The following is a 26496-nucleotide window of genomic DNA, read 5'->3' as shown; positions in this document are numbered from 1 at the left end:
TGGAAGACCACCACGACCGCGCCGAGGGAGGCCAGCACCGACAGCAGGAAGCCGAGGGCCGCCTTGAGCGGGACGAGCAGGGACCGGAAGACCACCAGCAGCAGCACGATCGCCAGGCCGACCACGACGACCAGGTACGGGATCAGCGCGGCCTGGACCTTCTCGGCGATGTCGATGTTCATCGCGGTGGTGCCGGTGACCTCGTAGGTGGCGCCGGCGCCGGACTCGATGCCGGGTCGCTCGTCGCGGATGGTGGTGACCAGGTCCTTGGTCTTCTCGTCGGTCGGCGCGGTGGCGGGCACGGCCGAGAAGACGGCGGTGTCGCCGGCGGCGTTGAAGCGGGCCGGGGAGACGGACACGACGCCCTCGGTGCCGCCGATCTCCTTGGCGATCGTGCCGGCGGCGGCCTTCGGGTCGGCCGTGCCCTTGGCGTCCACGACGACGGCCAGCGGCCCGTTGAAGCCCGGCCCGAAGCCGTCGGCGAGCGCGTCGTAGGCCCGCCGCTCGGTGGTGGAGACCGGCTTGGCCTCGTCCCCGGGCATGCCGAGCTGGAGGTCGGCGGCGGGCAGGGCGAGGGCGCCGAGGCCGACGACGCCGAGCAGCAGGACGGGTATGGGGCGGCGCAGCACGAACCGCGCCCAGCGGGTGCCGGCGCCTGCTTCGGTGCTCTCCTCGATCCGGCCGCTCCTGCGGGCCTTCCGGGTGAGGACGGCGTTCGGCCAGAAGCCGAGGAGGGCGGGGACGAGGGTGAGGGCGATCAGGACGGCGACGACCACCGCGCCCGCGGCGGCCAGCCCCATCTTGGTGAGCATCGGGATGCCGACCACGGCGAGCCCGGCCAGCGCGATCACGACGGTGAGCCCGGCGAACACGACCGCGGAACCGGCCGTTCCGACGGCCAGCGCCGTCGCCTCCTGCGGCGTGCGGCCCTTGGCGCGCTCCTCCCGGTAGCGGGAGACGACGAACAGGGCGTAGTCGATGCCGACGGCCAGGCCCAGCATCATCGCCAGGGTCCCGGTGGTCGTGGACAGGCCGAGGGCGCTGGACAGGGCGAGGATCGTGGCCATGCTGACGCCGACGCCGACGACGGCCGTCAGCAGGGGCAGCCCGGCGGCGGCCAGCGAACCGAAGGTGACCAGGAGGACGACGGCGGCGATCGCGACGCCGATCACCTCGGCGGCGCCGCCCGGCCCGCCCTCGGCGGCCAGCGCGGTGCCGCCCGCCTCGACGGTCAGGCCGGAGTCCCGGGCCTGGTCGAGGGTCCGCTCCAGGTGGCCGCGGCCGGCGTCGGTGAGGTCGTTGGCGCCGACCTTGTAGGTGACCGTGGCGAAGGCCGTCCTGCCGTCCTCGCTGACCGTCTTCGCCCGGAACGGGTCGACGGCGCTCGCGACCTGCGGGCCGTCACCGAGCTCGGCCACGGTCTTCTCGACGGCCTTCCTGTTCCCGGCGGCCGTGACCTTCTCGCCGCTCGGCGCGATGAAGACGACCCTGGCCGTCGCGGTGTCGGCCGTGGCCCCGGGGAAGCGCTGCTCCATCAGGTCGAACGCCTTCTGGGACTCGATGCCGGGCATCGAGAACCCCTCGTCGCCGGCCGCCGGGGCCTTGAGGGAGCCCAGCCCGACGGCGGCCAGGACGGCCGCCCAGACCAGGGCGACGTACCAGCGTCGCCGGAAGGCCAGGCGGCCCACTCGATACAGGAAAGTTGCCACGGCAGGAGGTCTCCACATCTGGTGTCGGACGTCCACCGAGCCTCTCCGTGAGGGGACTGTCCCGTCGTCGTGCGGCTGCCGACAATCTCCGGTACTCGGAACGCAGTACGAAGGGGTGGCCGGTCCACCCCGGGTACGAGATTCCCGAGCTTTCCGACCCGGCCTGTGCTACCTTGGCTGGCGTTGCAGTTTTGGTTCCCAGAGACTTCGAGTGCTCTTTCGACCTTTTGTCGACGAGCACTCTTTTTTGTGTCCGAGGATTCTCGGATCTCCTTAGGGTGATCATTTCGGCGACTACGGGTCCGCAAGGTGCGGGCCCTGAGTACTGCCCTCAAGGGAGATTCATATGGCTACCGGTACCGTCAAGTGGTTCAACTCGGAAAAGGGCTTCGGCTTCATCGAGCAGGAGGGTGGCGGCCCGGACGTCTTCGCCCACTACTCGAACATCGCCACCTCTGGCTTCCGTGAGCTCCAGGAAGGCCAGAAGGTCACCTTCGACGTCACGCAGGGCCAGAAGGGCCCGCAGGCCGAGAACATCGTTCCCGCCTGACGCGTACGCGCATGCCCTGACCGGGGCCCGCACCCTCGCGGTGCGGGCCTCGGCTCGTTTTGTCTACTCCGGCTCAAATCTTGCGAATCCTGTGGCACTGCGGTGCCGCCGCGCATTCCTCGACGCGTGCCGCATCGAGGAAGGTTCCCCATGGACCGTACGGCTCGCAGGAACAACGGCTCCCCCCACTCCCGCGGCAGCGGGTCCCGGGCCCGAAAGGCGGGCGGCCAAGGCGCCGCCTCCCGTCCGTCCGGCGGCGGCCGCGGCGGGCGCCGCCCCGCCCCCAGCCAGGAGTTCGCACCGCCCGCCACCCTCACCCCGGCGCTGCCCGCCGTCGAGGCGTTCGACGACCTCGACCTGCCCGAGCGGATGCTCGCCGCGCTGCGCGCCGAGGGGCTGACCGCGCCGTTCCCGATCCAGGCGGCGACCCTGCCGAACTCCCTGGCCGGCCGGGACGTGCTCGGCCGCGGGCGCACCGGCTCGGGCAAGACGCTCGCCTTCGGGCTCGCCCTGCTGGCCCGCGTCGACGGGCGGCGGGCCGAGGCCCGGCAGCCGCTCGCCCTGGTCCTCACGCCGACCCGCGAGCTGGCCCAGCAGGTCACCGACGCCCTCGCCCCCTTCGCCCGCGCGCTGCGGCTGCGGCTCGCCACGGTGGTCGGCGGCATGCCGATCGGCCGGCAGGCGAACGCGCTGCGCAGCGGCGCCGAGGTCGTCGTCGCCACGCCCGGACGCCTCAAGGACCTCATAGACCGAGGTGACTGCCGGCTGGACCACGTCGACATCACCGTCCTCGACGAGGCCGACCAGATGACCGACATGGGCTTCATGCCGCAGGTGACCGCCCTGCTCGACCAGGTACGCCCGGGCGGGCAGCGGATGCTGTTCTCGGCCACCCTGGACCGCAACGTCGACCGGCTGGTCCGCACCTACCTGCACGACCCGGTGGTGCACTCCGTCGACCCGTCCGCCGGCGCGGTCACCACCATGGAGCACCACCTGCTCCACGTGGAGGACGACGACAAGCACGCCACCACGACCCGGATCGCCGCCCGCGACGGGCGCGTGATCATGTTCCTGGACACCAAGCACGCCGCCGACCGGCTGGCCAAGAAGCTGCTGGCCGTGGGCGTGCGCGCGATGGCGCTGCACGGCGGGAAGTCCCAGTCCCAGCGGACCAGGACCCTCGCCCGTTTCAAGGACGGCCAGGTCTCGGTCCTGGTGGCGACCAACGTCGCCGCCCGCGGCATCCACGTCGACAACCTCGACCTGGTCGTCAACGTGGACCCGCCCGGCGACCACAAGGACTACCTGCACCGGGGCGGCCGCACCGCGCGGGCCGGGGAGTCCGGCACCGTCGTCACGCTGGTGCTGCCGCACCAGCGGCGCGAGATGACCCGGCTGATGGCCGACGCCGGTATCACCCCGCAGATCACCCGGGTCCGCTCGGGCGAGGCCGAACTGAGCCGTATCACCGGGGCGCAGGAGCCCTCGGGCGTGCCCGTCGTCATCGCCCCGCCGGCCCCCGAGAAGCCCGCCGCGCGCACGGGTTCCGCGCCGAACGGGCGGCGGAGCAGGCCGTCCCGGGGCCGCCGCCGCTGAACCGGTCCCGGGCAGCGGTGCCCAGGTGTCAGCGCCCGCCCGGTCCCGGACCCTCGCCGGTCGTCGCTGACGTAGCAACGCCCGTCCGCGTCGAACGTCACGTCCACGGGGTGGCCGAGGCCTTCGGCGAGGACGGTGATCGCGTCGGTCGCGTCGGCGGCCAGGACGCGGCCGGCGCCCGTCTCGGCCACCACCAGGGTGCCGTCGGGACGGACCGCGATCCCCAGGCGCTGGTTGAGGCCGGCCGTCCGGAGCGGCTGGTGCCGGTGGCGGGGTCGTAGGTCTGGACGGTGCCGTACTGCGACGTGGTGTGCAGCAGGTCGCCCCCTTCGGCAAGACCGTCACCGGCGTACTGCGCATGGCCGCCCACGTCATCGAGACGGATCCCCCGGCACCCGCCGTGACCGGCCACCACGCAGGACACTGAAGGCCCGACGCGGAACGCCCCCGCCCGCCGTCGCACAGGGGCGACGGCGCACGGGGGCGTCCGGGCGAGCCGTGTGAGGAGGGGTCAGCCGCTCGTCACGTCGGTCACCTTCCAGCGCTGGTTGGCACCGGAGTTGGGCTGCCACAACCCGACGGAGGCGCCGTCACTGGTCGACTGGCCCGAGACGTCCGGGAGTTGGCCGGTGGCGGCGTTGACGAGGGTCCAGGTGCCGTCGCCGGTCGTGGACGTGATCCACTCGGTGGCCCTGTCGCGGCGGCCCTCGTCCGGCTCGGCGACCAGGGCGCCGTCACGGACGGCCAGGCGCTTGTCGGACGCCGTCTCCGTCAGGACGTACCGCTTGCGGTTGTCCGAGCCGCGGACCTGCTCGACCCGCCACTGCCGGCCGCTCGGGTCGTTCGCGTTCGCGCCCTTGATGACCAGGCCGGTGCCGTTGGCGGCGATGGTGAGGTCCTTGCCGCTCTGGACGCCGGTGAGGCGGTAGGTGTGGCCCTTGCGCAGCTCTGCGGCGTCCTCGGCGACACCGGAGACGCCCTTGACGAGGAAGGACGTCACCGACTGCGCGGGCACGGTGAGCGTGGCCTGCTTGCCGGAGACGCGGACGGGCTTCTGCTTGTCCAGCTTGCCGTCGGCGCTGGTCACCACCGGGGTGACCGTGGCGCGGGACGAGACCCGGCCGAACTTCGACAGGTCGAGCGTGACCTCGCGCGCCTCGGTGGCGCTGTTGACGTGGACGACGGTCGCCGCGTCGCCCTTGCGGGAGATCGCCGCCGTGCTCGACGTGTCGTCGGTCTTGATCAGCCGGTCGCCGGGCTTGATGAAGTGCGTGAAGTTGCGGGCCGTGTCGAACTTCGTGTTCGTGTAGACGGGGCAGGACTTCAGGGTGTCCTTGGAGGTGCAGCTGAACGGGAGCTGGATCTCGCCCCAGTTGCCGCCCTTGGCGGACTCGCCGCCCGGCTTCATGTTGTCGTAGTCCTCGACGGGCTGCCAGAACACCCAGGCCTTGGGCTCCAGTTCACGCAGGTCGTCCACCATGCGCTGGGCCAGGCCCAGACCGGGCCGCATGTCCGTGAAGCTCTGGCCGTCGCCCCAGTCGCCCTCCACCTCGCTCATCCACAGCGGCTTGTCGGCGGCCTTGGCCAGGTCGCGGACGGTGGTGCGCTGGCCGGTGCCGTAGGTGTGGACGTTCATCTGGCCGACGAGGTCGCGGACCTCCTGCGGGTAGGAGTTCCAGTTCGTCGCGAACGTGCCCGGGTTCGTCTCGTCCATCGCGGATATCTCCGCGTGCGACCGGGACTTCTTCAGGACCGGCGCCAGGGCGCGGATCACCTTCTGCTGGAGCTCGGGGCCGATGTGGGCGCCCTCCTGGCGACCGCCGACCGGCTCGCCGTCGGGGCCGAGCTTGGTGCCCCAGTAGTTCGTGTTCGGCTCGTTGAAGGGGTCGAGGGTGTCGACCTTGATGCCGTGCGCCTTCTCCAGCCGCTCGGTCGCCCCGACCAGGTACTGGGCGAAGTCGTCGACCGACTCGGGCTTCAGCTGGTCCTTGCCCGCGTCGAAGTTGCCGGAGACGTAGCCGCTCTCGGTCATGAACCAGGGCGGGGAGTTGCTGAAGGTCTCCCAGTGGGTGATGTCCTTCTTGATGCGGTCGACCCACCAGCGCTGCGTCTTGTCCGCGTTCTTGTTCCAGTCGGCCGGGTCGTTCGCGTCCCACCAGTCGACGTCCTCGCGGGTGGTGCCCGCCGGGGCCTTCCACCAGCCCTCGACCGCGCCGCCCGCGCGCAGGTAGTCCTTGACGTCCGGGGCGTTGCCGCCGCCGATGTTGTAGCGGGCGATGTTCAGGTTCAGACCGTCGTCGCCGAAGAGGAGCTTGTAGAGCTTCTCGCGGACCGCGGGCGGGTAGTCGCCGGTGGCGTTGGCGAACCAGACCAGGCTGGTGCCCCAGCCCTCGAACTTGTCGCCCGAGTAGGACGGGTCGGGCCGGACGGTGACGCCGGCGGCCGCGGCCTGAGCCGGCTCGGCGTGCGCGGCGGGCAGGGTCGTCGTGGCCAGGAGGGTTCCGGTCGCCACGGCGGTGACGCCGATGGCCCCGAGGAGCCTTCTCTTACGGGTGCGGTGTGCCATCTCGAGTACTCCAGCTCTTCTGCGTGCCGCGTCCCGGCGGACGCAGAGATCGGGGCCTACGTGGTGCGACTGGTACGGGTTCGGCGCCTTCTCGTACGGTTTCGACTAGGCAATGTTTACGTAAACATCCACTGGCGGGATGTCTACACTGTCCGAATCTCAGGGGTCAAGGACTCGTTCCGGACCGAAATCCGCGCCCGGTGCGCTGCGAGGGAAGCGAGGGGCAGGTGGGCACGGTGAACGGCGAGAGCGAGCCGGGCGGCACGAGCCGTACGAGAAGGCGTGCGGCCCGCCCCCGCCAGGGCGCCTCCATGGCCGACGTCGCCCAGCTCGCCGGGGTCTCCTCCCAGACCGTCTCCCGCGTCTCCAACGGCTTCCCCGGCGTCACCGAGGACACCCGCGCGCAGGTCCTGGCCGCCATGCGGGAGCTCGGCTACCGGCCCAACAGCGCGGCCCGGGCACTGCGCCGGGGCGAGTTCCGCACCCTCGGCGTGATCACCTTCTCGCTCTCCACCATGGGCAACATCCGCACTCTGGAGGCCATCGCCACCTCCGCCGCCGAGCACGGCTACGCCGTGACCCTGCTGCCCGTGGCCGTCCCCACCCAGGACGAGGTGAACGGCGCCTTCTCCCGGCTGGGCGAACTCGCCGTGGACGCCGTCATCGTCATCATGGAGATCCACCTGCTCGACGCGGCGACGGTGTCCCTGCCGCCCGGTGTGCAGGTCGTGGTGGCCGATTCCGACGCCGGCGACCGCTACACCGTCGTCGACACCGACCAGGCGGGCGGCGCGCGGGACGCCGTACGGCACCTGCTGGACCTCGGCCACGACACGGTGTGGCACCTGGCAGGCCCGGAGGGCTCCTTCGCCGCCCAGCGCCGCGCCAACGCCTGGCGCACCACCCTCACCGAGGCGGGCCGCACCCCGCCGCCCCTGGTCCGCGGCGACTGGTCGGCGGAGTCCGGCTACCGCGCGGGGCTCCGGCTGGCCGACGAGCCGGACTGCACGGCGGTGTTCACGGCCAACGACCAGATGGCCCTGGGCCTGCTCCGCGCCCTGCACGAACGCGGCCGCCGCGTCCCCGACGACGTCAGCGTCATCGGCTTCGACGACATCCCCGAGTCCGCGTCCTTCCTCCCGCCCCTGACCACGATCCACCAGGACTTCGCGGAGGTGGGGCGGCTGTGCGTGGAGGGGGTGCTCAGCAAGATGCGGGAGGGCGGGGCCGAACACGGGACGACGTTGGTGCCCACGCGGTTGGTGCGGCGGGAGAGTACGGCGCGGAGGCCGGGGTGAGGAACTCGGACCACGGGGGCGATGCCTCCCGTCGGACCGCGTCGGCACGGGAGACCGTGGCCGGTTTCATCCGCGCCCTCGGTGCCGCCCACGCCGCGCTCCGGCTCCGTTAGCGTGGACCGGTGATCACGCTGCTGCAATGGGACGGCCTCACCGACCGCGCGCGGTTCAACCAGTGGTACCTGGACCAGCGGGACGAGTTCTCGGACAGGGCGCGGGACGCCGATTGGGTCCGGCTCTTCGAGGCGCTGGGAAGGTGGCCGGAGTGGGTCAATCTGCCCCGGCCCGGGAACCGCAGCGGCTTCTCCCCGCTGCATCAAGCCGCCTGGCACGGCGCGGACTTCGCCGTGGTGTCCCGGCTGATCGCGCACGGCGCTTGGCGCACCCAGCTCACCCGGGACGGCCGCCGACCGGTCGACATCGCCCGGGAGCGGGGGCACACGCACCTGCTGGAGCTCCTCGAACCGGTCACGGTGCGGCCCCTGCCCGCACCGACCGATGCCTTGGAGCACCACTTCCACACCCTGATGCGGGAGACGACCGGCCGGTGTTTCGAGGAGATCGAGCACCTGCTGCCGCCACTCGCTCCCCTCACGGAGGCGCCCACCGTGCGGGTCGTCTTCACGGTGGTCGGGATGATGGGCGGCTTCCGGTACCACCACGAGAGGGACTACGTGCACGTGCACGCCAGTTCGCGGATGGACGCCGACGACGGGGACCACTACAAGGTGACGCCCGAGGGCTGGGCCGAGATCAAGTAGGGGCGTACCGATCCAAGTGGTTCCCGGCGAGTGGGCGTTACCCGACGGAAGCCGGTACGAAGGCGAGAGGGGACATCCGACATGGCAGAGCTCTACCCCGCCGGCATCGAGCCGTACGCGCACGGCATGCTCGACGTCGGTGACGGCGACCGCGTGTACTGGGAGGTCTGCGGCAACCCCGCGGGCAAACCCGCTGTCGTGCTGCACGGCGGGCCGGGGTCCGGGGCGGGGCCGTTCTGGCGTCGGCTGTTCGACCCGGCGGCGTACCGCATCGTGCTCCTCGACCAGCGCGGGTGCGGGCGCAGTACGCCCGACGCCGCCGATCCGCGGACCTCGCTCGCCGCCAACACCACGCACCATCTGATCGCCGACATCGAGCAGCTGCGGCAGAACCTCGGCATCGAGGAGTGGCTCGTCCTCGGTGGCTCCTGGGGCGTGACCCTCGCACTGGCCTACGCGGAGCGGCACCCGGGGTCCGTGTCCGAGCTGGTCCTCTTCAGCGTCACCAACACCACGCGCCGCGAGGTGGAGTGGGTCACCCGGGACATGGGGCGGATCTTCCCCGAGGAGTGGGCCCGCTTCCGGGACGCCGTACCGGAAGCGGAGCGCGAGGGGAATCTGGCCGATGCCTACGCCCGGATGCTCGCCGACCCCGACCCGGCCGTACGGGAGCGGGCCGCGCGGGAGTGGTGCCGCTGGGAGGACGTGCACGTCTCCACCCTGCCCGGGCACCGGCCCGACCCCCGCTACGACGACCCGCGCTTGCGCATGCGCTTCGCCCGCCTCGTCACGCACTACTGGCGGCACGCCGCGTTCCTGGAGGACGGGGCGCTGCTGCGCGACGCGGGGAGGCTGGCCGGCATCCCGGGCGTGATGGTCCACGGCCGGATGGACATCAGCGGTCCCCTGGACGTCGCGTGGCGGCTGGCCCAGGTGTGGCCGGACTCCGAACTCGTCCTGATCGGCGACGAGGGGCACGGCCTGTCGGGGACCTCCACGACGGCGGCGGTACTGGCGGCCACGGACCGGTTCCGGAACGCCTGAAGGGGCCACTCCCGGGCAGGCGCAGACCGCGGGCGTGACCGATCCCTCACGGATCCCTCCCGCACGGCACTGGCCCCACCGCCCCGCCCCGCCCGATCGTGGGCACCATGAACGATCACGCTGCCGAGTCCGACGAGGTCCGCCGCTTCTGGGAGCGGCTCGGGCTCCCCGGCCTCGTCGACGTGCACACGCACTTCATGCCCGAGCGGGTCCTGCGCAAGGTCTGGGAGTACTTCGACGCGCTCGGGCCGCTCACCGGCGGGCTGGAGTGGCCGATCACCTACCGGGAAGCGGAGGCCGAACGGGCGGAGATCCTCCGGGGGTTCGGCGTACGGGCCTTCACCTCGATGCTCTATCCGCACAAGCCCGGCATGGCCCGCTGGCTGAACGGCTGGGCGGCCGACTTCGCGCGCCGCACGCCCGACTGCCTGCACACCGCCACCCTTTTCCCCGAGCCGGGCGTCGAGGCGTACGTCCGGGAAGCCGTCGAAGCGGGCGCGCGGGTCTTCAAGGCGCATGTGCAGGTGGGGGCGTACGACCCGGCCGACGACCTCCTCCGGCCGGCCTGGGGGGTGCTGGCCGAGGCCGGGATCCCCGTGGTGATCCACTGCGGTTCCGGCCCCGCGCCCGGCAAGCACACCGGCCCCGGGCCGATCGCGCGGGTGCTGGCGGAGCACCCGCGTCTCAGGCTGATCGTCGCGCACATGGGGATGCCCGAGTACGAGGAGTTCCTCGACCTCGCCGAGCGGTACGGAGAGGTGCGGCTGGACACGACGATGGCGTTCACCGACTTCACCGAGGCGCTCGCGCCGCTCCCACGCCGTGTCCTGCCCCGGCTGGCCGACGCCGGCGACCGTGTTCTGCTCGGCTCCGACTTCCCCAACATCCCCTATCCGTACCTGCACCAGCTGGACTCACTGGAGCGGCTGGGCCTCGGGGAGGAGTGGCTGCGGGCCGTGTGCCACGACAACGCGGCGGAGCTCTTCGGACTGTGAGGCCCGGAGCGGCCCGTCGAAGCGTTCCGGGAACTCCGGCGGTTCCTGGCTATTGACCCGCCTCGGCGGCTGCGCGTACAACTGCACTCGCCACCGATGGAAAACGGTTACTACCTCATTACTGATCGGGAAGGTCCCTCACGATGAGAGCTTCGGGAGAACGGGAAGAGCCGTCCGTGGGGCCGGCGTCGCGCCGGGTGGTGCTGAAAGGAGCGGCGCTCACGGCCGGGCTGGCCGCGACGGGCCTCACCTCCGCCCATCCCGTGTACGCCGCCGCGGATCCCGCGGCTTCCGTGGACGCCGACAGCCGGCCGGGCCGCCCGGAGCAGGTGACCGCCCGCATGGGCGGAACCTCCCTCACCCTGTCGCTGACCGACGGAGCGCTCCACTGGTCCGTCCGGCGCGACGGCCGGGAGGTGCTCGGCACCTCGACCCTCGGTCTCAGGCTCGCCGACGGCACCGTCCTCGGCGGTGACGTCCGGGTGACCGGGGAACGGCACCGCACCCACCGCACCACCTGGACCCCGGTCTACGGCCGCAACGCGACCGTCACCGACCACTACCGGGAACAGTGCTGGGACCTGACGGACCGGGCCACCGGCATCCGGTTCGGCGTGCAGGCCCGCGCCTACAAGAGCGGTGTCGCCCTGCGGTACGTCCTCCTCGACGAGGGCGCCGCGACCATCGCCGACGAGCTGACGACGTTCGTCTTCCCCGACGGCACCACCGTCTACAGTGCCCGCGACGAGGACGCCTACGTGGCGGTGGCGCCGGGCTCCCTACCGGTCACGGGCACCGCGACGACGGACAACGGGCCCCTCACCGACCTCCCCCTGACCGCCACGCTCCCGGGCGGCCTCATCGCCTGTGTCTGCGAGTCGGCACGGGCCGATTACCCACGCATGATGCTGGGTTCGGTCCCCGGCGAGCCGAACACCCTCTCCGCCTTCCTCATGGAGCACACCGCCCGCGGCACCGGCCCGGTGGAGACCACCACGACCGTCGACACGCCCTTCACCACCCCCTGGCGCGTGGTGGTCGTCGGCGTCACCCACGCCGAACTCGTCGACAACGCCGAGCTGGTCCTCAATCTGGCCCCGCCGAACGCGCTTTCCGACACCTCCTGGATCAGGCCTGGCAAGGTCTTCCGCTGCGAGCTCAGCACCGCCGCCGGCCTCCAGGGCGTCGACTTCGCGGTGGCCCGGGGACTTCAGTACATCGAGTACGACGCCGGCTGGTACGGCCCGGAGTTCACCGCCCCGGACGCCACGAAGCCGATCGCGGCGATCGACCTCCCGGCCGTCCTCTCGTACGCGGCGGACCAGGGCATCGGGGTCTTCCTCTACGTCAACCGGCTCGCCCTGACCGACGCGGACGCCCTGTTCGGCCTCTACAGGAGCTGGGGTGTGCGGGGCATCAAGCTCGGGTTCATCAACGACGGCACCCGGACGATGACCGACCAGATCATCGACTGGGCGCGGACGGCCGCGAAGTACCGGCTGCTGATCGACATGCACGACGAGGTCCGGCCGTTCGGCTACGAGCGCACCTACCCGAACTGGATCAGCCTGGAGGGCGTGCGCGGCAACGAGCAGTTCCCGACCGCCACGCACAACGTGACGCTGCCCTTCACCCGCAACATCGGCGGCCCGATGGACTACACCATCTGCTACGGCCAGTCCCGCGACAAGGCGACCGACGCCCACCAGATGGCGATGGCCGCGGTGTACTACCAGCCCCTCGACTTCCTCTTCTGGTACGACAAACCGTCCAAGTACAGCAACCCGGCCAACTGGCCCGGACTGCCCTGGTTCAACGCCGTCCCGGTCACCTGGGACGAGAGCCGCACCCTGGCCGGCTCGATCGGCGAGTACGTCGCCGTCGCCCGGCGCGCGGGCTCCGACTGGTACCTGGGCGCGATGACGAACGAGTCGTCCAGGACCCTCGCGCTGCCGCTGTCCTTCCTCGGCAGCGGCACGTACACGGCGACCGTGTACGCCGACGGCACGCCGGGAACGAGCCCGTACCGGACGCCGGTCGTGGTGAGCACCAGGACCGTCACGCGCGACGACACGCTCGACGTGGCGATGGCCCCGGCGGGCGGCCAGGCGATCGTGCTGAAGGCGAGCTGACGGGCCCGGTCAGCCGATGTCCACCACCCGGGCCCACTCGGGGGGCGAGTCGGGGACGTACTCGGGGTTGGACTCGTCGTAGGCGTGGTTGTCGTGGTGGCGGGGGAAGAGGCCCACCACCGTGCGGCACGGGGGCCGGGTGTCCGGCCAGGGGGTCTGGCCGTCGGTGAGGACCACGATGACGTCGGGGGACGGGCGGGTGCGCAGCGCGCGGGTGAAGCCTGCCCGCAGGTCCGTGCCGCCGCCACCGGTGAGCGGGATGCCCCCCTCACGGCACAGGCGGCGGGCGATTCCGGCCGAGGCGTCACAGGGCACCACCGTGACCAGGTCGCGACGGCCGCCCACGGCCCGGGCGATCGCGGCGACCTCCAGGAGCGCGCTGCCCAGTTCGGCGTCGCTGACCGAGCCGGAGGTGTCGATGACGACGGACACGCGGGGCGGGCGGCGGCGCAGGCTCGGCAGGACCGTGCCGGGCAGGGCGGTGGAGCGCCGGGCGGGGCGGCCGTAGGTGTAGTCCTCGCCCGCGCCGGGGCCGGACGCCGCCGAGCGGACCGCCGCGCCCAGCAGCTCCCGCCACGGCTGCGGCGGGTGGAAGGCCTCCTCCGCCCAGCGCCGCCACCCGTGCGGGGCTTTGCCGGGGCGGCCGGTGATGCCCTGCGCGACCCGGAAGCGGACCGCGTCCCGCTCGTGCTCGCTCAGGCCGTGCGCCCCGTCCGGGCCCAGTTCCCACTCCCGGTCCAGACCGTCGGCGCCGCTGCCGCAGTCCAGCCAGGCCAGGTCCTCCGATCGCGGGCCGAGGGTGAACTGACGCAGATACTCCTCCATCAACTCGCCCTCGCGCAGGCCGAGATCACCTGGCTCGACGACGTCCTCGGGGCGGGCCAGGCCGTCGCCGTAGACGGATCACCTGGCTCGACGACGTCCTCGGGGCGGGCCAGGCCGTCGCCGTAGACGTCGTCGTTGATCTCGAAGTCCGCGGCGATGTTCATCCGCAGCCGCTCCCCCCGGCCGTGCAGGCCCCGCTCCTTGGCGACGCGGTCGCTGCGCCCGTGGTGGTCGCGCAGGAGGTGCGACACCTCGTGCACCCACACGCCCGCCAGCTCCTCGACGGGCGTACGGTCCACGAACCCCGGCGACACGTAGCACCGCCAGTACCGGTCGACGCCCATGGTGGGCACCCGCCGCGACGCGACGACGTGCAGGGCGAACAGGGCGGTCGCGAGGTAGGGACGAACGCGGGCGGCGTGCAGACGCGCCGTGAACAGCTTGTCCCGGTCGAGGGCTGCGGACGCGGACTCGGGGGCGGACTCGCGAGCGGCCCCTGGCACGGGCTCGGGCGCGGGACCGGGACCCGCTCCGGGTGCGGTGTCCGTCGTCATCGGCCCGCCTTCGCCGCCGCCGCGGCGACCGCTGCCGTGCTGCGGTCCGCCCGTTGGGACAGGGACACCACCGCGGCCAGACGCTCGATCGACGCCGGGACGTCCCAGTCGTCGCGGCGCAGGGCGGCGAGCGTGGTGGCGGGGACGACCACCACGTCCGGGGGGCCGGTCTCCAGGGCCTTGACCAGGAGTGTCCAGGCGGCGTCCCAACGGGCCCGTTCCGGGCGGTTGCGTACCGCCGCCACGACCCCGTCCAGCGCGGCCTGCCGCAGATCCCCGCGTTCGGGCAGCACCGCCCCGGCCGGGTCGGCCAGCAGCGTCTCGGGGTCCGGGAGGTCCATCCGGTCCAGGCTCGCCAGCAGTTCGAGCCCGGGCCCGTCCCCGACCGTGCCCCTGACGAGCAGGGAGAGGACGTCACGGGAGGAGCCGGCCGCGGTCGCGAAGGCGATCAGATGCAGCGTCATCTCCCAGCTGCGCGGGGACGGCCAGGGCCCGCCCCGGCGCACCTCTCCGCTGGGCAGCCGGTGCGCGAGTGCGGGACGGGCGGCCAGCAGCCCGCACACCGCACGGCGGGCGAACTCCACGGCCTCCGGCAGCTTCCCCGCATCGAGCCGGGGCAGGGTCGCCCGCGGCCAGGTCCCGCCGAGGCCGCGGACGACGACGTCCGTGTCGTGCGTCCACTGCAGATGGACGAAGCGGTTGGCGAGCGGCGGACTCAGCTCCCAGCCGTCGGCGGCCGAGGAACGCGGGTTGGCGGCGGCCACGATCCGCACGCCCGGCGGCAGCCGCAGCGCGCCGATCCGCCGCTCCAGCACCAGCCGGAGCAGAGCGGCCTGCACGGCGGGCGGCGCGGTGGACAGTTCGTCGAGGAACAGCAGCCCCCGACCGGCCCGCACGAGGCGTACGGCCCAGTCCGGCGGGGCCAACGGCACGCCCTGCTCGGCCGGGTCGTCGCCGACGATCGGCAGACCCGAGAAGTCGGACGGCTCGTGCACGCTGGCGATGACCGTGGTCAGCGGCAGGTCCAGGGCCGTGGCGAGCTGGGTCAGGGCCGCGGTCTTGCCGATGCCCGGCTCGCCCCACAGCAGCACAGGCAGGTCGGCGGCCACGGCCAGGGTGAGGGCCTCCAGTTGGGTGTCGGGGCGGGGTTCGGTCGTGGTGCGGCGCAGCAGGGCCAGCAGGTCGCCGGCCACGTCGAGCTGGTCGGCGGTGTCGGGCAGGGACGAGGTGTGAGTGCGCATGTGTGATCACCAGTTGCCGGTGGTGAGCCGTCTCGGTGGGACGAAGAAGGTTCGGGGGCACAGCGGTCGGCCCCCGGTCGGGTCGGGGTCGCGTCACATGTGGCGTGGGTGCGGGCCGGCGTCGCGGGAGCGGCGGCGGTCCCAGGGGCGCAGGCTGCCGGGCGAGGGACCTTCCAGTCCCGCCCGGAACAGCCCGTGGGCGATGCGCCGCCGCGCGGCCCTCTCCAGCACGTCCCGCAGCGGGCCGTCGCGCAGCACCGCCTCGGGGCCGAGCAGGCTCTCGACCGCGTCGAGCGCCCCGGCGATGTCGCCGTGGTGGAGGCGTTCACGGACGCCGGGAAGGCAGTCGGGCCGGCGGTGTGCCTCGTCGACGGCCCGCAGACAGGGCAGCGGCGGTCCGCCGAAGGCGGCGAGCAGTTCCTCCCGCCGCACCTCGGCCGGATCGTGGTCGAGGGCGACCAGGACGCCGTCCACCAGGCCGATCCGGTGCCGGGCGCCCCGGCATTCCACCACCCGTGGATCACCGGCCCGCTCCGGCGCCCGGGAGGTCGCGGACCGCTGCGCCCCCAACGCCGAGGCGATCAGCGGATGCAGGCGCCCGGTGTCGATCGCCCCGGCCCTCAGCAGCTCGAGGTCGGGCAGCACCCAGGTCGCCGCGTCGGGCAGCACGGGCAGCGAGGAGTCGGGGGCGCGCACGTACGCCATGGTGATCTGCTCACCGCCGTCGGCCAGGTCGAGGACGACGCGGTGCCGTGCCCCGAGCCGTACGCCGACCCTGCCGCCGGACCGGCCCTCGGCCCGCAGCAGGATCGCCGCCTCGGCCGCCCACCGGTCGACGGCACACCGCTTCCCGTCGGCCAAGGGGCCTGCGGGCAGCGGCCCGTCATGCAAGGGCACGTCAGGCAGCGGCCCGGCAGGCAAGGGCACGTCAGGCAACAGCACTTCAGGCAACGGCACGGAAGGCAACGGCACGGAAGGCAGCGGCACGGAGCGCAGCGAGCCGGCGGTTTCCGGGGCGGGACCGCCCTCGCCGGAGCGCGCCCGCAGCTCACCGGCCCGGCGCGCGTCCCACAGGTGGCGGTGCAGGTCGAGCCGGAAGCGCCGGCTGGGGCGGGGGTGGGGATGCCGTCGGTCGGTCTCGTGCCGGCGGGAGGCGTCCCACAGGGCGAGGCTGATCCGCTGTCCGGCGTCCGCCCAGGCAGGGGGCGTCCGTGCCACGAGGTGCAGCACTTCCGCACCCGTGCCGTAGCGGGCCAGGGTGAGGGTCAGGCCCGGCCGCAGCAGCCCGTCGGGGGCGATCCTGGGCATGTGCCAGCGCAGCAGGTCGGGGGCGAGATGGCGGAGGTCGGCGCGGAGCAGCGCGGCGAACTCCCTGCCGTGGCGCCGCGCGAGGAGACGGGGCTGGAGGTCGACATCGATGTTCGCGGCGGCGCAGGCACCGGCCCAGTCACCGGCACGGCGGCGCGCCGTCGCGGTCTCGATCATGGAGGGCGGCACGGCGAACTCGCGCACGCGCGGCCAGAAGGAAAGCGGCCGAGAGGAAGACGGCCGAGAGGAAGACGGCCGGACGGAAGGCGGGAGGTTCCCGTTCGCGAGGTCGGTGAGCATCAGCACTCACCTTGCGCGGACGGGTCCCCCAATCTGTTCATGGAGTGAGTCGTCATCGCGTCGGATGCTAGCGGCCCCGACTCCCGCGCGCAGCCGAGTATTTCGGAGCCACCGCGACGACTTTGCCATCTCTTTACAACCCACCGGGCCGCCGCCTCGTCTCTCCGCACGATCTGTCACCCAGCCCGCCGACCGTCGGGCGGACGACGAAGGAGTGCGTTTCCATGCGCCGAACTGTCCTCAGCGCCCTGGCCCTCGCGGGCACCGCCGTACTGCTGGGCACGGGGCCCGCTTTCGCGGACGGGGCGACGACCCCGAGCCCCGTCCCGTCGGCCGCCTCGCCTTCCACCCAGCCCAAGGAGAGCACCGAACCGACCCGGACACCCGAGCCGACCCGTGCGCCGGGCAAGGGCGAGCCGACCCGGGCTCCGTCCCAGGGTGAGCCGACCCGGGCGCCCGCCGGCGGCCAGGTCTCCGTCCGGCCGAGCGGCGCGCCCGACACCGGTGTGACGGCGTCCCAGGACTCGGGGACGGGCGGCACGGCGATCGGCGCGGGCGCCGCCGCGGTGCTGGCGCTGGGCGGCGGCACCGTCTTCGTCGTGCGCCGCCGCCGGGCGACCGGGGCGTGAGCCCGTTCTCCAGGCGCGCCTTCGCGGCCGGGGCGCTGGCGTCCCTGCTGACGGCGTGCGGGGGCCACGGAACCACCGGCCACCGGACCACCGGCCCCGGCACCGCCGACACCGCCGGTCACGACCCCACCGCGCGCCGGCCGAGGACCACCGCCGGCCCGGTGCCCGCCGACAGCGCACGCCCCCTGGCCCGTTCGGTTCCGGTCCGGCTCCTGATCCCGGTGATCGGCGTCGACACCCCGGTCATCCGGCTCGGCCTGGCGGCCGACGGCACGGTGCAGGTGCCGCCGGTCACGGACCACGACCGGGCGGGCTGGTACCGGCACTCGCCGACCCCCGGTGAGACCGGCCCGTCGGTGCTCCTCGGCCATGTCACGGTCGGCCCGTACGGTGACGGCGTCTTCCGTCACCTCGCCCGGCTGCACCGGGGCGACCGGATCGAGGCGCGCCTGGAGAACGGCACGACGGCACAGTTCGCCGTCACGGCCGTACGGACCGTCCCGAAAACCGACTTCCCGGCGGACGACGTCTACGGGAACGTGGGCCGCCCCGAGCTGCGGCTGATCACCTGCGGCGGGACGCGGACCGGCGACGGCTACGCGGACAACGTGATCGTGTTCGCGGCGCTGAGCGGCGCGAACTTACCCACCCCTGGAGAGCGTTGAAACGGTCCAGCGAGAAGGCGGCGTCCGAGCTGTTCGCCGCCCTCTACCCGCGCCTGGCCGGCTGGTGCCGCCGGCTCGTCGACGACGACGGAACGGCCCACGAGATCGCCTCGGAGGCGTTCACCCGGCTCTGGGCCCGCTGGACGTCCGTGGCGGAACCGCGCGGGTTCCTCTACGTCACCGCGGCCAACCTGGTCCGGGACCACTGGCGCAAACTGGAGCGCGAGCGCCGGGCCCTGCACCGCGTCACCTCGGAAGCCGCCGTACGTCCGCCCGAAGAGCAGGCCGACCCGTCCGTGCGGCTGCTCGTGCAGTCGCTGCCGGAACGACTGCGCGTCCCGATCCTCCTCCACTACTACGCTGACATGCCGATCCGGGAGGTGTCCGCACTGACCGGGCGCAAGGAAGGCACCGTCAAGGCCGATCTGCACGCGGCCCGGGAACTGCTCCGCGTCCACCTGAGGAGAAGCCTTGACCACACGCCTTGACGGCGACCCGGGTGAGCCGGAGTACGCCCCCGACGACCAGCTCGCCGTGATCCTGCGCCCCTCCTCCCCCGACTACCTGGGTGCTCCCGCCGGCCAGTACGAGGCGATCCGCCGCCGTGCGACCCGTCGCCGCCTGCTGCGCGGCGCGGCCGGGGCGGGCCTGTGCTGCGTCGCGGCGGCCCTCATCGCGCTCCCCCTGCGCCACACCGCGCCCGAGCGCCCCACGACCCCGACGGTCCCGATGGCCCCGCCCACCACGAAGCCGGCGCCGGCCACCGACTCGGCGCCCCCCACCCCCGCAGCGTCGCCGTCCGCTTCCCGCTCCCGGCCCTCGTCCCCGGACACCGGCGACCCCCGCACGACCAGGCCCGGCACCCCCGCCCCCGAGGAGACCCCCGCCCGTACGGAGCCGTCCCGCCACACCCCGTCGGCCACCCCCACCTCGATAAGCCCCGTCCCGTCGGCGGCCGGCCCGGGCACGGACCGACAGACGGCGTACGGGAGCCGCTGACCGGCACCGGCGGGGCCCGGGTCAGCTACCCGGCTGCTGCCGTCGCATCCGCTCCGCCACCTCGCCCGCTTCGGTCTCCCACCAGGGCCGGACCAGTTCGGCAGGTCCCTCCGCGGTGGCCGTGGGCACGAGTTCGCTGTCGAGACACCGGTCCAGTACGACCGTCCGGGCGCGCTCGGCCCGCACCCACTGTGCGAGGACCACCAGCAGGAAGGGCACCGAGACCAGTTCGGCGATGCCCAGCATGGCGCCACCGCCGAGCTGCTGGTCGTGGAGCACGTCGGGGGACCAGGGCGGCGCGTGGTGCAGGTACCAGGCGCCCGCGATCAGGGTGCCGTGCGTCATGACCACCAGCCCCGGCACCGCGTCCACGACCCCGTCCAGGAAGACCAGGGCCGCCCGGACGGGGTGGGTGCACCAGTCGGGCAGGGCCTGCTCGCGGGACAGCACCGGCAGGACGAACAGGCAGCCGGCCGCCAGCAGATGGAGGTACATCAGCTCGTGCAGCCAGCCCACGCGCAGCGCGGTGGCGAAGTACGGCGTGAAATAGAGGGTCAGCTCGGTGGCGAGCACCAGCGCCGTGCTGACGAGGGGGAACGTCAGCAGCCTGACCAGCCGGCCGGTCAGCGCCCGCCGCAGCCGGTGCGCGCCGCCCTCCGGCAGCGCCTCCACCGCGAGCCGCAGCGGGTCGCCCAGGGCGAGACCCAGCGGCGCGAGCAGGTCGAGTCCGACGTTCTGCACGGCGGCCGGCCAGAACAGTTCACGGTCGTAGACGGCGAGGCCGGACATCGTGGCCACGGCGATCGTACCCAGACCGAGCAGCACGAACGCGGCGAGCCGCGCCGGCGGCCAGGCCCCGCCCCGCCCGCGCACCCGGGCGACGCCCCAGCCGTAGAGCCCGCCCAGCACGGCGACGAGCAGCAGGGCGGGCACGTCCGGCTGCCACGATCCCAGCAGCCGTCCGGTGGTCGCTTCCGGCAGGTACACAGCCGACAGTTCGCTCACGAGCGGACGATAGCCGCCGAAGTTCAGGGGGCAGGCGGCAGGGTGGGCGAGCGTGCACGGCGGCTCGTCATGACGTACGCGGGCCCCGGGTAGCCTGGCCGTATGGCACTTGCCAACAACGCTCTGCCGCACTGCTTCCTCTGACGCCGCGGTGTGGACGGCGGCGTGAGCCGATCACGTCGCCGTCCTCGGCGCGCCCGCCCTCTGCTGCCGGTCCACGCCGGCCGGACGGCGGGCGCCGACGCCCCACCGTCCGCCGCCCGCACGCGATGCGCCGCCCCGCCGCGGCCACCGCGTTCCGAGGAGCATCCCTTGCCTTGCGAACGTCTTCTGTCCGTCCTGACCTGCCCGCTGTGCCCCGCCGCCCTCGAACACACCGCCGGAGCCCTGCGGTGCGCGGGCCGGCACACCTTCGACATCGCCCGCCACGGATACGTCAGCCTGCTGACCGGCCACCGGCGGGCCCCGAGCGCCGACTCCCCCGACATGGTCCGCAGCCGCGCGGCGTTCCTGGGCGCCGGGCACTACGGCCCGCTCGCCCGCACCCTCGCGCGCCTCGCCTCGGAACTGGCCCCGCCCGACGCCACCGTGCTGGACGCCGGGGCGGGCACCGGCCACTACCTCGCCGCGGTCCTGGACGCCCTCCCCCGGGCGCTGGGTCTGGGGCTGGACAGTTCCGTTCCCGCCCTGCGCGCGGCGGCCCGCGCGCACGCCCGCGCCGAGGCCGCCCGCTGGGACGTGTGGCAGCCGTGGCCGGTGCGCACCGGCGGCGCCGACCTCGTACTCAACGTTTTCGCACCCCGCAACGGGCCCGAGTTCCACCGCGTCCTCGGCCCGGACGGCGCGCTGCTCGTCGTCACGCCCACCGGCCGTCACCTGCGTGAACTGCGCGAGCCGGTCGGGCTGCTGGCGATCGACCCGAGGAAGGAGGAGCGTCTGCGCCGGTCCCTGGACGCCCGCTTCCGGCTCGATCGCACCGAGCCGCTGGAGTACGCCATGAGGCTCACGGCCGAGGACGTCACCGGCCTGGTGGGCATGAGTCCGACGGCGCATCACCTCACCGCCGCGCAACTGGGCGACCGCGTCGACCGGTTGGGGGCGCCGGTGTCGGTGACGGCCTCGTTCGCCGTGTCGGTGTTCCGGCCGCTGCGGGCCCCTCAGTAGCCCTTGGCGGCGATCTGCTCCTGCTGTGCCGTCGTGAGCGTGTGGACCATGAGGGCCGCCGCCCCGGCCGCGGCCACGATCACCAGGTCGGCGGCGAGCAGGGGCGTGACGCCGTGGTAGGCACGGGCGATGACCTCGTCCGTGTCGTCGGCGTAGAAGATCCCCACGCCGCCGGCCAGACCGAGCAGCCACAGGCCCCACCACCAGTTCACGACGGCCGGCAGCCGCCGCTCGGGGAAGACCGAGCGGTGGACGTCCGCGACGACGCCCCGGGGTATCCACAGGTTCACCACGGGCACGATCCAGCCCAGCCAGAGCCAGATGTAGACGTAGCGCGGGGCCGCGCCCGAGAGCGCCTTGGCGTTGTCCCGCACCTGGTCCAGCCAGTACAGGAACACGATCGCGCAGACGGCCGTGACGGCGGCGCCCACGGAGGAGACAAGGTGGTAGGAGTTCTCCAGGGCGTTCAGCGGACGGTGCACGCCGCCGCCCTGGTCGAGCGGGCCGGACTCCGGCTCGCCCGCGACGGCGAGCCGGATCTCCCACACCGCCCGGGCCACCCAGGCGGCTCCGGCGAGGGCGAGGGCTGCGACGGCGCAGCGGGCCGATCCCCGGACGGGGCGCAGGCTGGGCGGGGGGTCGGAGGGGGAGGACTTCTGTTCGATCACCCCGTCATCCTGCCGCACGCAACTCCGCCGCCCGGCCCTCCCCGTCGAACCGCACTTCCAGGACGTGGTCTACGGCTTCCCGGTCGAGGGGGCCGAAGACGTGCGGGAACAGGACGTCACCAAAGACGCCGGGCGGCGGGGCGGGGGCGGCCGCCTCCCACTCGACCCTGGCGGTGAGCCGCGCCTCGTCGAGGGCGAGCACCAGCAGGGGTCCGGGCGCGTCCCGGTAGAAGGCGTCGACGACGGCCAGCGTGGTCGCCTCGTCCGGGGAGCAGTGCACGAAGCCCTCCTCGGCGAGGGAGGCCGGCGCGTACGTCTCGCCGGTGGCGGTGGTCCAGACGGTGCGCGGTACGACGTGATAGATCATGGCCCCGTTATAGACGGCGACGGCCGCCCCGGGAGCCCCAGGGCGGCCACGGTGCGCCGGGGCGCCTCCGCGGGGGGCAGGGGCGTGATCCCGTCACGGTGGACAGGAGCCGCGCCCCCGCTCGCTGATCAGAGCTGGAACTCGGCCGGGGACACGCCCAGCGTCGCGCAGGCCTCGCGCAGGACCATCTGCTCGGCCTGGGAGAAGTCGCCGTCGGAACCGGCGATGACGATGCCCGTCTGGATCACGGCCCTGGCCTCGGTGGGCTTCTTGGCGGCCTTGGCGACCTCCTGCATCACCTCCGCCTTCCCGAGCTGGAAGTTGGCGGTCAGCTGGTCCACGTGCTTGTTGAACCGCTGCCGCAGCTGCTCCGGCGGGAAGTTCTGCAGCACGTCGTTACTGAGGATCATGGACTCGACCTGCTGGCGCTCGGCCGGGTCCACATGCCCGTCGGCCGCCGCGACCAGGGCGCACATCGCCATGCTCGCGTCCCGGTACGCGCCGCTCTTCAACTCGTTCTTCAGCGAACCGAGCTGCGTCTTCAGCAGGCCGACCAGCTGGGCCTTGCCGCCACCGCCGGACCTCGTCCCGCCGCTGTGCCCACCGGTCGTCGCGCCCCGCGCGCCCTGACCCTGCTGGAGAGCCTTGGCCTGGTCCTTGAGCCGGTCCCACACTGCCATTGACGTCACCTCGGTACTAGTCGGCATCACCTGGCGCACCTGCTCACGCGCGCACATCCGTCCAACGCCCGGCCCACGGGCAAAGGTTCCGCAAAACGAAAGACGGCGCCGGGCGGCGCAGGAACAGCAAACGGCCCGCACCCGGTGACCGGGTGCGGGCCGTCGCGGTGACGCGCTGTCAGACGTCGTCGCGGCGCCGCGCTGTCAGGCGATGTCGCGGCGCCGCGGTGTCAGGCGATTGCGCCGGGCCGCGGTGTCAGGCGATTGCGCCGGGCCGCGGTGTCAGGCGCCGTCGCGGGAGCGCGGCTTCAGGCGCGGGGCGAGGCGGAAGGCCGCGAAGCCCACCGCGGCCAGGGCCGCTGCCGCCGCGAGGAGGAGGCCCATGCCGCCTGCGCCGGTGGAGGCGAGGCTGCCGCCGTCGAGGGCGGTGGACGTGCCGCCGCCCGTGGTCGAGGTGCCGTCACCGCCGGTCGTGCCGGAGGTGGCGGTGCTGCTCGACGGGCTCGGCTCGGCGGAGGGGCTCGGGTCGGCCGTGGGGCTCGCCGACGGGGAGCCGGACTCGTCGCCGGGCCCGGGCTCCGGTGAACCGTCACCAGGGACGACCTCGACCGCGAATTGCGTCATGGCGTCACCCACCGACGCGGCCACGGTGTACGTGCCCGTGCCCTCACCGGCGGTCAGGGCCGGGGCCGTCGCGACGCCGGAGTCGTCGGTCTTCACGCGGACGACCCGGTCCTCGCCCTCGAAGCGGGGAGCGTCCTCGCCGGTGTCCTCGACGCGGAACTCCACCTCGGTGCCGGCCGGTACGGTCGCGCCCGACTTGACCACCCGGGCGAGCAGCGCGTCGGCGAAGTCCTGTCCCTGCTCGGCCTTCTGCTCGTTGCCGCCGGCGCGGCTCACGGTGTACGGGGACGCCTTGACCCGCACGGTGAGGGCCGTCGTCGCGCCCTGCGTCTTCGCCCGGACGGTGAACGAGCCCTCCTTGCGGCTGCCCAGGCCGATCCACGGGGTCTGCGCACGGCCCTGGGCGTCGGTCGCCACGACGGCCTCGTCGCCGTCCGGACCGCCGGTGAGGTAGAAGAACGGCTTCAGACCGTCGGGGTCCTCGACGGTGAAGGTCACCGAGGTGTCGGCGACCGGCTTGCCGTCCTTGTCCCGGGCCACCACGGCCAGCGGCTCGACGTCGGTGCCCGGGTTGGTCGTGGCGTCGGTGCCGGACACCTGGATCAGCCGGTCCGTGCCGGGGGACTGCCGCCACTGCAGGACGATCCGGCCGGGGCCGCCGGGCGCGTTGACGCCGCCCTCGGCCACGCCCGAGTCGATCGGGTTGCCGGCGGAGGCCCAGAACGGGTCCTTCTTCTCCGGCGCCGTGTACGCGTCGCCGACGACGAGCCGGGCGTCGTCCACCCGGGCCGGCTCGGCGTAGCTGGAGCCGCCGCCACCGCTGCCCGTGGTCGGGTCGTTGCCGGTGGACGAGCCGGTCTCGGCACCCGTGCCGCCACCGCCGCCCGCGTATCCGGCACCGCCGCCGCCACCGCCGTAACGGCCCGCACCGCCGGCGCCGCCGGCACCGCCCTTGGCGTGGTCGGCGCCCGCGGCGCCGTTGCCGGTGCCCGCACCGCCCTTCGCGCCGGTGGCGCCCTTGCCGCCGCGGTCCTTCTCGGTGCCGTCCTGGCCGTTCTCGCCCCCTGCGGTACCGGCCTGGCCATGGGCGATGTCGCCGCCCGCGCCGCCACCGCCGCCGGCGACGACCAGCGCCGAGCCGCCGCTCGTGCGGATGGCGCTGCTGTTGCCGCCCCGCTCGGCGCCCCTGCTGCCGGCCTTGCCGGCGAGGGCGTCACCGAACCCCGGTCCGCCGACGGCGAGGCTCAGCACCTCGCCAGGGGTGACCTTCAGGGTGCCGGCGACGAAACCGCCCGCACCGCCGTGGGCCATGGAGTTGCCGGTGCCGCCCTCTCCCCAGGCCCGTAAGTCCAGGCCCGTCACCCCGGACGGCACCTTGAAGTCCTGCCTGGCGTCCGTCGGGACGAAGAGGCGGCAGCCGGAGAAGCCCTCCGTCGGCGTGCACGCCTTCCCGGCGAGGGTCGGGCTGCCCGCGGCCGTCGCGGCCGGCACCGCCCTGGCGGGCGCGCCGGCCAGGGCGGTGCCGGCGGCCAGCGCCGCGAAGGTCAGGGCCGCGGCGCCGAGCCGGAATCCGGCGCGGCGTGGCACGGCGGGACCGTGATGCATCAAGAAAACTCCCCCACTCGTCACCAGCTCCCCCCCAGGGAGCCATGAACTGCTCGATCAGAATCGAACAGGACTGGTGGGACAGCTGATCAAACCCGAGCCTCCTGGTCAACGAGAATGGTTGATTCCGGACAGGAAGCAGCGGGGCGGGGGCGTACGCCTCATGGGGAAGGCCGGGTCCGGCTCCCGAGCGGCACACGCGGGGACGCGACGGCCGGACCCGGCCTCCTGGGCCGTAATCTGCCACCCGGGGCCCCGTGCCGCCTCCCGGGAGGGCCGAAGGAGGACGGGCCGGGCGGGCCTGTGATGATGAGCGCATGTCGACCGTCGCCACGCTCGCGGTGCTGGCCCTTGCCGCGCTCCACGCCTACATCCTGGTGCTGGAAATGTTCCTGTGGACCACGCCGAGGGCCCGGGCGGCCTTCGGCACCAGTGCCGAGTTCGCCGAAGGGACGAAGGCCCTGGCGGCCAACCAGGGCCTCTACAACGGCTTCCTCGCCGCCGGTCTGGTGTGGGGCGCGGTGGCGTCCGACCCGGTGGGCTTCCAGGTCTCGGTGTTCTTCCTGGTGTGCGTGGCGATCGCCGGGCTCTACGGCGCCGCGACCTCCAGCCGGAAGATCCTCTTCGTGCAGACCGTCCCGGCGCTGGTCGCCCTGGCCCTGGTGCTGCTGGCGCACTGAGCGGCAGGGCAGAGCGTCACGCGTCCTGGGTGACGGCCCGCTCCATCAGCCGGCCGGCCTCCGCCTCTGCCGTCGCGGGCGGCACCACCAGCAGGTCGTAGCGCCCCCGGCCGGGCGCGACCAGGCAGACGGTGTGCGGTGCCGAGGGCGAGTCGTTGTGACCGACGTGCACCGTCTGCCCGGCGACGACCATCTGCGCCGGGCAGTCCGGCCAGGTGTCCCCGTGCACCAGGACGCTGCTGATCCGACCCCAGGCGCGCGGCAGCACACCCAGCAGTCCGGTCAGCTCCTCGGCCAGGTCGTCCGACCGGGGCCACCACGCGCCGTCGATACGCCGTGCCGTACGGCCGTAGCGCGTCGGGTCGGCGAGCCGCAGCCGGACTTCCCGCGGTGCGGGGAGCGGTGACGGCGAGGGGGAGGAGGCGGAGGTCATCGGGGGCTCCTGCTGCGGACCGGGGGATGGTCGGGAGACCGGTGCGGCCACTGGTTGCGGCACACCCTCCGTACTCCACCGTACTCCGCGGGGCG

Annotated in this window: 24 protein-coding genes and 1 pseudogene; 14 read left to right on the top strand and 11 right to left on the bottom strand. The window is 73.5% G+C overall.

Annotation, left to right across the window (positions count from 1 at the left end):
- Positions 1 to 1709: MMPL family transporter (locus FDO69_RS09345; RefSeq protein ID WP_159030601.1), on the bottom strand; the 1709-nt coding region annotated here is incomplete at its 3' end.
- A 346-nt stretch (positions 1710 to 2055) separates the two neighbouring features.
- On the opposite strand from FDO69_RS09345, the gene FDO69_RS09340 reads away from it, so the two are divergent.
- The 3 genes from FDO69_RS09340 to FDO69_RS42870 all read left to right on the top strand — a co-directional run bounded on the left by FDO69_RS09340 (position 2056) and on the right by FDO69_RS42870 (position 4139).
- Positions 2056 to 2259: a cold-shock protein gene (locus FDO69_RS09340; protein ID WP_003991681.1), complete on the top strand. Its 204-nt coding sequence runs from the start codon at positions 2056 to 2058 to the stop codon at positions 2257 to 2259.
- A gap of 150 nt (positions 2260 to 2409) precedes the next feature.
- Positions 2410 to 3858: a DEAD/DEAH box helicase gene (locus FDO69_RS09335; RefSeq protein ID WP_104779263.1), complete on the top strand. Its 1449-nt coding sequence runs from the start codon at positions 2410 to 2412 to the stop codon at positions 3856 to 3858.
- 110 nt (positions 3859 to 3968) lie between these two features.
- Positions 3969 to 4139 carry a hypothetical protein gene (locus FDO69_RS42870; protein WP_159030600.1) on the top strand — a complete coding sequence of 57 codons (171 nt, stop codon included), beginning with the start codon at positions 3969 to 3971 and terminating at the stop codon, positions 4137 to 4139.
- A 230-nt stretch (positions 4140 to 4369) separates the two neighbouring features.
- Here the strand turns inward: FDO69_RS42870 and FDO69_RS09325 are convergent, their stop codons facing one another.
- Entirely contained in the window at positions 4370 to 6424 is a 2055-nt protein-coding gene (locus tag FDO69_RS09325; RefSeq protein ID WP_104779262.1) for a glycoside hydrolase, read from the bottom strand.
- 311 nt (positions 6425 to 6735) lie between these two features.
- On the opposite strand from FDO69_RS09325, the gene FDO69_RS09320 reads away from it, so the two are divergent.
- The 5 genes from FDO69_RS09320 (at position 6736) to FDO69_RS09300 (ending at position 12654) form a co-directional block, all read left to right on the top strand.
- Entirely contained in the window at positions 6736 to 7722 is a 987-nt protein-coding gene (locus FDO69_RS09320) for a LacI family DNA-binding transcriptional regulator (RefSeq protein ID WP_104779293.1), read from the top strand.
- Positions 7723 to 7844: 122 nt separating this feature from the next.
- On the top strand, positions 7845 to 8483 hold the full coding sequence (locus FDO69_RS09315) for an ankyrin repeat domain-containing protein (RefSeq protein WP_234387882.1): 639 nt from the start codon (positions 7845 to 7847) through the stop codon (positions 8481 to 8483).
- A gap of 81 nt (positions 8484 to 8564) precedes the next feature.
- Complete coding sequence (pip, locus tag FDO69_RS09310; RefSeq protein ID WP_104779261.1) at positions 8565 to 9527, top strand: prolyl aminopeptidase; 963 nt, start codon at positions 8565 to 8567, stop codon at positions 9525 to 9527.
- 107 nt (positions 9528 to 9634) lie between these two features.
- On the top strand, positions 9635 to 10522 hold the full coding sequence (locus FDO69_RS09305) for an amidohydrolase family protein (protein ID WP_104779260.1): 888 nt from the start codon (positions 9635 to 9637) through the stop codon (positions 10520 to 10522).
- 143 nt (positions 10523 to 10665) lie between these two features.
- Positions 10666 to 12654 carry a glycoside hydrolase family 97 protein gene (locus FDO69_RS09300; RefSeq protein WP_104779259.1) on the top strand — a complete coding sequence of 663 codons (1989 nt, stop codon included), beginning with the start codon at positions 10666 to 10668 and terminating at the stop codon, positions 12652 to 12654.
- A 9-nt stretch (positions 12655 to 12663) separates the two neighbouring features.
- Here the strand turns inward: FDO69_RS09300 and FDO69_RS09295 are convergent.
- The 3 genes and pseudogenes from FDO69_RS09295 to FDO69_RS41850 form a co-directional block, all read right to left on the bottom strand.
- Positions 12664 to 14033 (bottom strand): annotated as a pseudogene (locus FDO69_RS09295) (vWA domain-containing protein).
- Positions 14030 to 15274, bottom strand: a complete 1245-nt coding sequence (locus tag FDO69_RS09290; RefSeq protein WP_104779257.1) for an AAA family ATPase — start codon at positions 15272 to 15274, stop codon at positions 14030 to 14032. Before FDO69_RS09290 ends, FDO69_RS09295 begins: the two are co-directional and overlap by 4 nt.
- Before the next feature lie 93 nt (positions 15275 to 15367).
- Positions 15368 to 16882 carry a hypothetical protein gene (locus FDO69_RS41850; RefSeq protein ID WP_420878496.1) on the bottom strand — a complete coding sequence of 505 codons (1515 nt, stop codon included), beginning with the start codon at positions 16880 to 16882 and terminating at the stop codon, positions 15368 to 15370.
- Between the two features lie 224 nt (positions 16883 to 17106).
- Between FDO69_RS41850 and FDO69_RS09280 the strand changes: the two genes are divergently transcribed.
- Genes FDO69_RS09280 through FDO69_RS09265 form a run of 4 tightly spaced genes read left to right on the top strand, consistent with a single transcriptional unit; the run spans position 17107 to position 19175 of the window.
- Positions 17107 to 17511, top strand: coding sequence for a Tat pathway signal sequence domain protein (locus tag FDO69_RS09280; protein WP_104779256.1), 405 nt, complete (start codon positions 17107 to 17109; stop codon positions 17509 to 17511).
- Positions 17508 to 18176 (top strand): class F sortase, encoded by a 669-nt coding sequence (locus FDO69_RS09275; RefSeq protein ID WP_104779255.1) that lies wholly within the window; start codon positions 17508 to 17510, stop codon positions 18174 to 18176. The genes FDO69_RS09280 and FDO69_RS09275 overlap by 4 nt, the downstream gene beginning before the upstream one ends.
- The gene (locus FDO69_RS09270) at positions 18173 to 18664 is read left to right on the top strand and encodes an RNA polymerase sigma factor (RefSeq protein WP_104779254.1); all 492 of its coding nucleotides are present in this window, start codon (positions 18173 to 18175) and stop codon (positions 18662 to 18664) included. The genes FDO69_RS09275 and FDO69_RS09270 overlap by 4 nt, the downstream gene beginning before the upstream one ends.
- Positions 18648 to 19175, top strand: a complete 528-nt coding sequence (locus FDO69_RS09265; RefSeq protein WP_104779253.1) for a hypothetical protein — start codon at positions 18648 to 18650, stop codon at positions 19173 to 19175. The genes FDO69_RS09270 and FDO69_RS09265 overlap by 17 nt, the downstream gene beginning before the upstream one ends.
- A gap of 21 nt (positions 19176 to 19196) precedes the next feature.
- Here FDO69_RS09265 and FDO69_RS09260 read toward each other — a convergent pair whose 3' ends face one another.
- Positions 19197 to 20180: a cytochrome c oxidase assembly protein gene (locus FDO69_RS09260; protein WP_104779252.1), complete on the bottom strand. Its 984-nt coding sequence runs from the start codon at positions 20178 to 20180 to the stop codon at positions 19197 to 19199.
- 312 nt (positions 20181 to 20492) lie between these two features.
- Here FDO69_RS09260 and FDO69_RS09255 point away from each other — a divergent pair, with 312 nt between their 5' ends.
- Positions 20493 to 21344: a putative RNA methyltransferase gene (locus FDO69_RS09255; RefSeq protein ID WP_104779251.1), complete on the top strand. Its 852-nt coding sequence runs from the start codon at positions 20493 to 20495 to the stop codon at positions 21342 to 21344.
- On the opposite strand, the gene FDO69_RS09250 is transcribed toward FDO69_RS09255, so the two are convergent.
- The 4 genes from FDO69_RS09250 to FDO69_RS41095 form a co-directional block, all read right to left on the bottom strand.
- On the bottom strand, positions 21338 to 22012 hold the full coding sequence (locus FDO69_RS09250; protein WP_104779250.1) for a DUF4328 domain-containing protein: 675 nt from the start codon (positions 22010 to 22012) through the stop codon (positions 21338 to 21340). The genes FDO69_RS09255 and FDO69_RS09250 overlap by 7 nt on opposite strands.
- 4 nt (positions 22013 to 22016) lie before the next feature.
- The gene (locus FDO69_RS09245) at positions 22017 to 22379 is read right to left on the bottom strand and encodes a DUF952 domain-containing protein (RefSeq protein WP_104779249.1); all 363 of its coding nucleotides are present in this window, start codon (positions 22377 to 22379) and stop codon (positions 22017 to 22019) included.
- A gap of 128 nt (positions 22380 to 22507) precedes the next feature.
- On the bottom strand, positions 22508 to 23059 hold the full coding sequence (locus FDO69_RS09240; RefSeq protein ID WP_104779248.1) for a tellurite resistance TerB family protein: 552 nt from the start codon (positions 23057 to 23059) through the stop codon (positions 22508 to 22510).
- 282 nt (positions 23060 to 23341) lie between these two features.
- On the bottom strand, positions 23342 to 25270 hold the full coding sequence (locus FDO69_RS41095) for a glycine-rich domain-containing protein (protein ID WP_159030599.1): 1929 nt from the start codon (positions 25268 to 25270) through the stop codon (positions 23342 to 23344).
- A 335-nt stretch (positions 25271 to 25605) separates the two neighbouring features.
- Between FDO69_RS41095 and FDO69_RS09230 the strand changes: the two genes are divergently transcribed.
- Positions 25606 to 25968 (top strand): DUF1304 domain-containing protein, encoded by a 363-nt coding sequence (locus tag FDO69_RS09230; protein WP_104779244.1) that lies wholly within the window; start codon positions 25606 to 25608, stop codon positions 25966 to 25968.
- Positions 25969 to 25984: 16 nt separating this feature from the next.
- On the opposite strand, the gene FDO69_RS09225 is transcribed toward FDO69_RS09230, so the two are convergent.
- The gene (locus FDO69_RS09225) at positions 25985 to 26401 is read right to left on the bottom strand and encodes a DUF5994 family protein (RefSeq protein ID WP_104779243.1); all 417 of its coding nucleotides are present in this window, start codon (positions 26399 to 26401) and stop codon (positions 25985 to 25987) included.
- Positions 26402 to 26496 lie beyond the last annotated feature (95 nt).

This window comes from Streptomyces tibetensis (assembly GCF_007655005.1).
In the GTDB taxonomy this organism is placed as follows: Bacteria; Actinomycetota; Actinomycetes; order Streptomycetales; family Streptomycetaceae; genus Streptomyces; species Streptomyces tibetensis.
The sequence above is the reverse complement of the archived record's forward strand: the minus strand, read 5'-3'. Positions and strand labels throughout refer to the sequence as shown.

What these genes read in the sequence shown, in the direction of transcription:
- FDO69_RS09340 (WP_003991681.1), top strand. Translation starts at nt 2,056, where the DNA reads ATGGCTACCGGTACCGTCAAGTGGTTCAACTCGGAAAAGGGCTTCGGC.
- FDO69_RS09335 (WP_104779263.1), top strand. Translation starts at nt 2,410, where the DNA reads ATGGACCGTACGGCTCGCAGGAACAACGGCTCCCCCCACTCCCGCGGC.
- FDO69_RS09325 (WP_104779262.1), bottom strand. Translation starts at nt 6,424, where the DNA reads ATGGCACACCGCACCCGTAAGAGAAGGCTCCTCGGGGCCATCGGCGTC.
- FDO69_RS09320 (WP_104779293.1), top strand. Translation starts at nt 6,736, where the DNA reads ATGGCCGACGTCGCCCAGCTCGCCGGGGTCTCCTCCCAGACCGTCTCC.
- pip (WP_104779261.1), top strand. Translation starts at nt 8,565, where the DNA reads ATGGCAGAGCTCTACCCCGCCGGCATCGAGCCGTACGCGCACGGCATG.
- FDO69_RS09305 (WP_104779260.1), top strand. Translation starts at nt 9,635, where the DNA reads ATGAACGATCACGCTGCCGAGTCCGACGAGGTCCGCCGCTTCTGGGAG.
- FDO69_RS09300 (WP_104779259.1), top strand. Translation starts at nt 10,666, where the DNA reads ATGAGAGCTTCGGGAGAACGGGAAGAGCCGTCCGTGGGGCCGGCGTCG.
- FDO69_RS09290 (WP_104779257.1), bottom strand. Translation starts at nt 15,274, where the DNA reads ATGCGCACTCACACCTCGTCCCTGCCCGACACCGCCGACCAGCTCGAC.
- FDO69_RS41850 (WP_420878496.1), bottom strand. Translation starts at nt 16,882, where the DNA reads ATGCTCACCGACCTCGCGAACGGGAACCTCCCGCCTTCCGTCCGGCCG.
- FDO69_RS09280 (WP_104779256.1), top strand. Translation starts at nt 17,107, where the DNA reads ATGCGCCGAACTGTCCTCAGCGCCCTGGCCCTCGCGGGCACCGCCGTA.
- FDO69_RS09245 (WP_104779249.1), bottom strand. Translation starts at nt 22,379, where the DNA reads ATGATCTATCACGTCGTACCGCGCACCGTCTGGACCACCGCCACCGGC.
- FDO69_RS09240 (WP_104779248.1), bottom strand. Translation starts at nt 23,059, where the DNA reads ATGGCAGTGTGGGACCGGCTCAAGGACCAGGCCAAGGCTCTCCAGCAG.
- FDO69_RS09230 (WP_104779244.1), top strand. Translation starts at nt 25,606, where the DNA reads ATGTCGACCGTCGCCACGCTCGCGGTGCTGGCCCTTGCCGCGCTCCAC.
- FDO69_RS09225 (WP_104779243.1), bottom strand. Translation starts at nt 26,401, where the DNA reads ATGACCTCCGCCTCCTCCCCCTCGCCGTCACCGCTCCCCGCACCGCGG.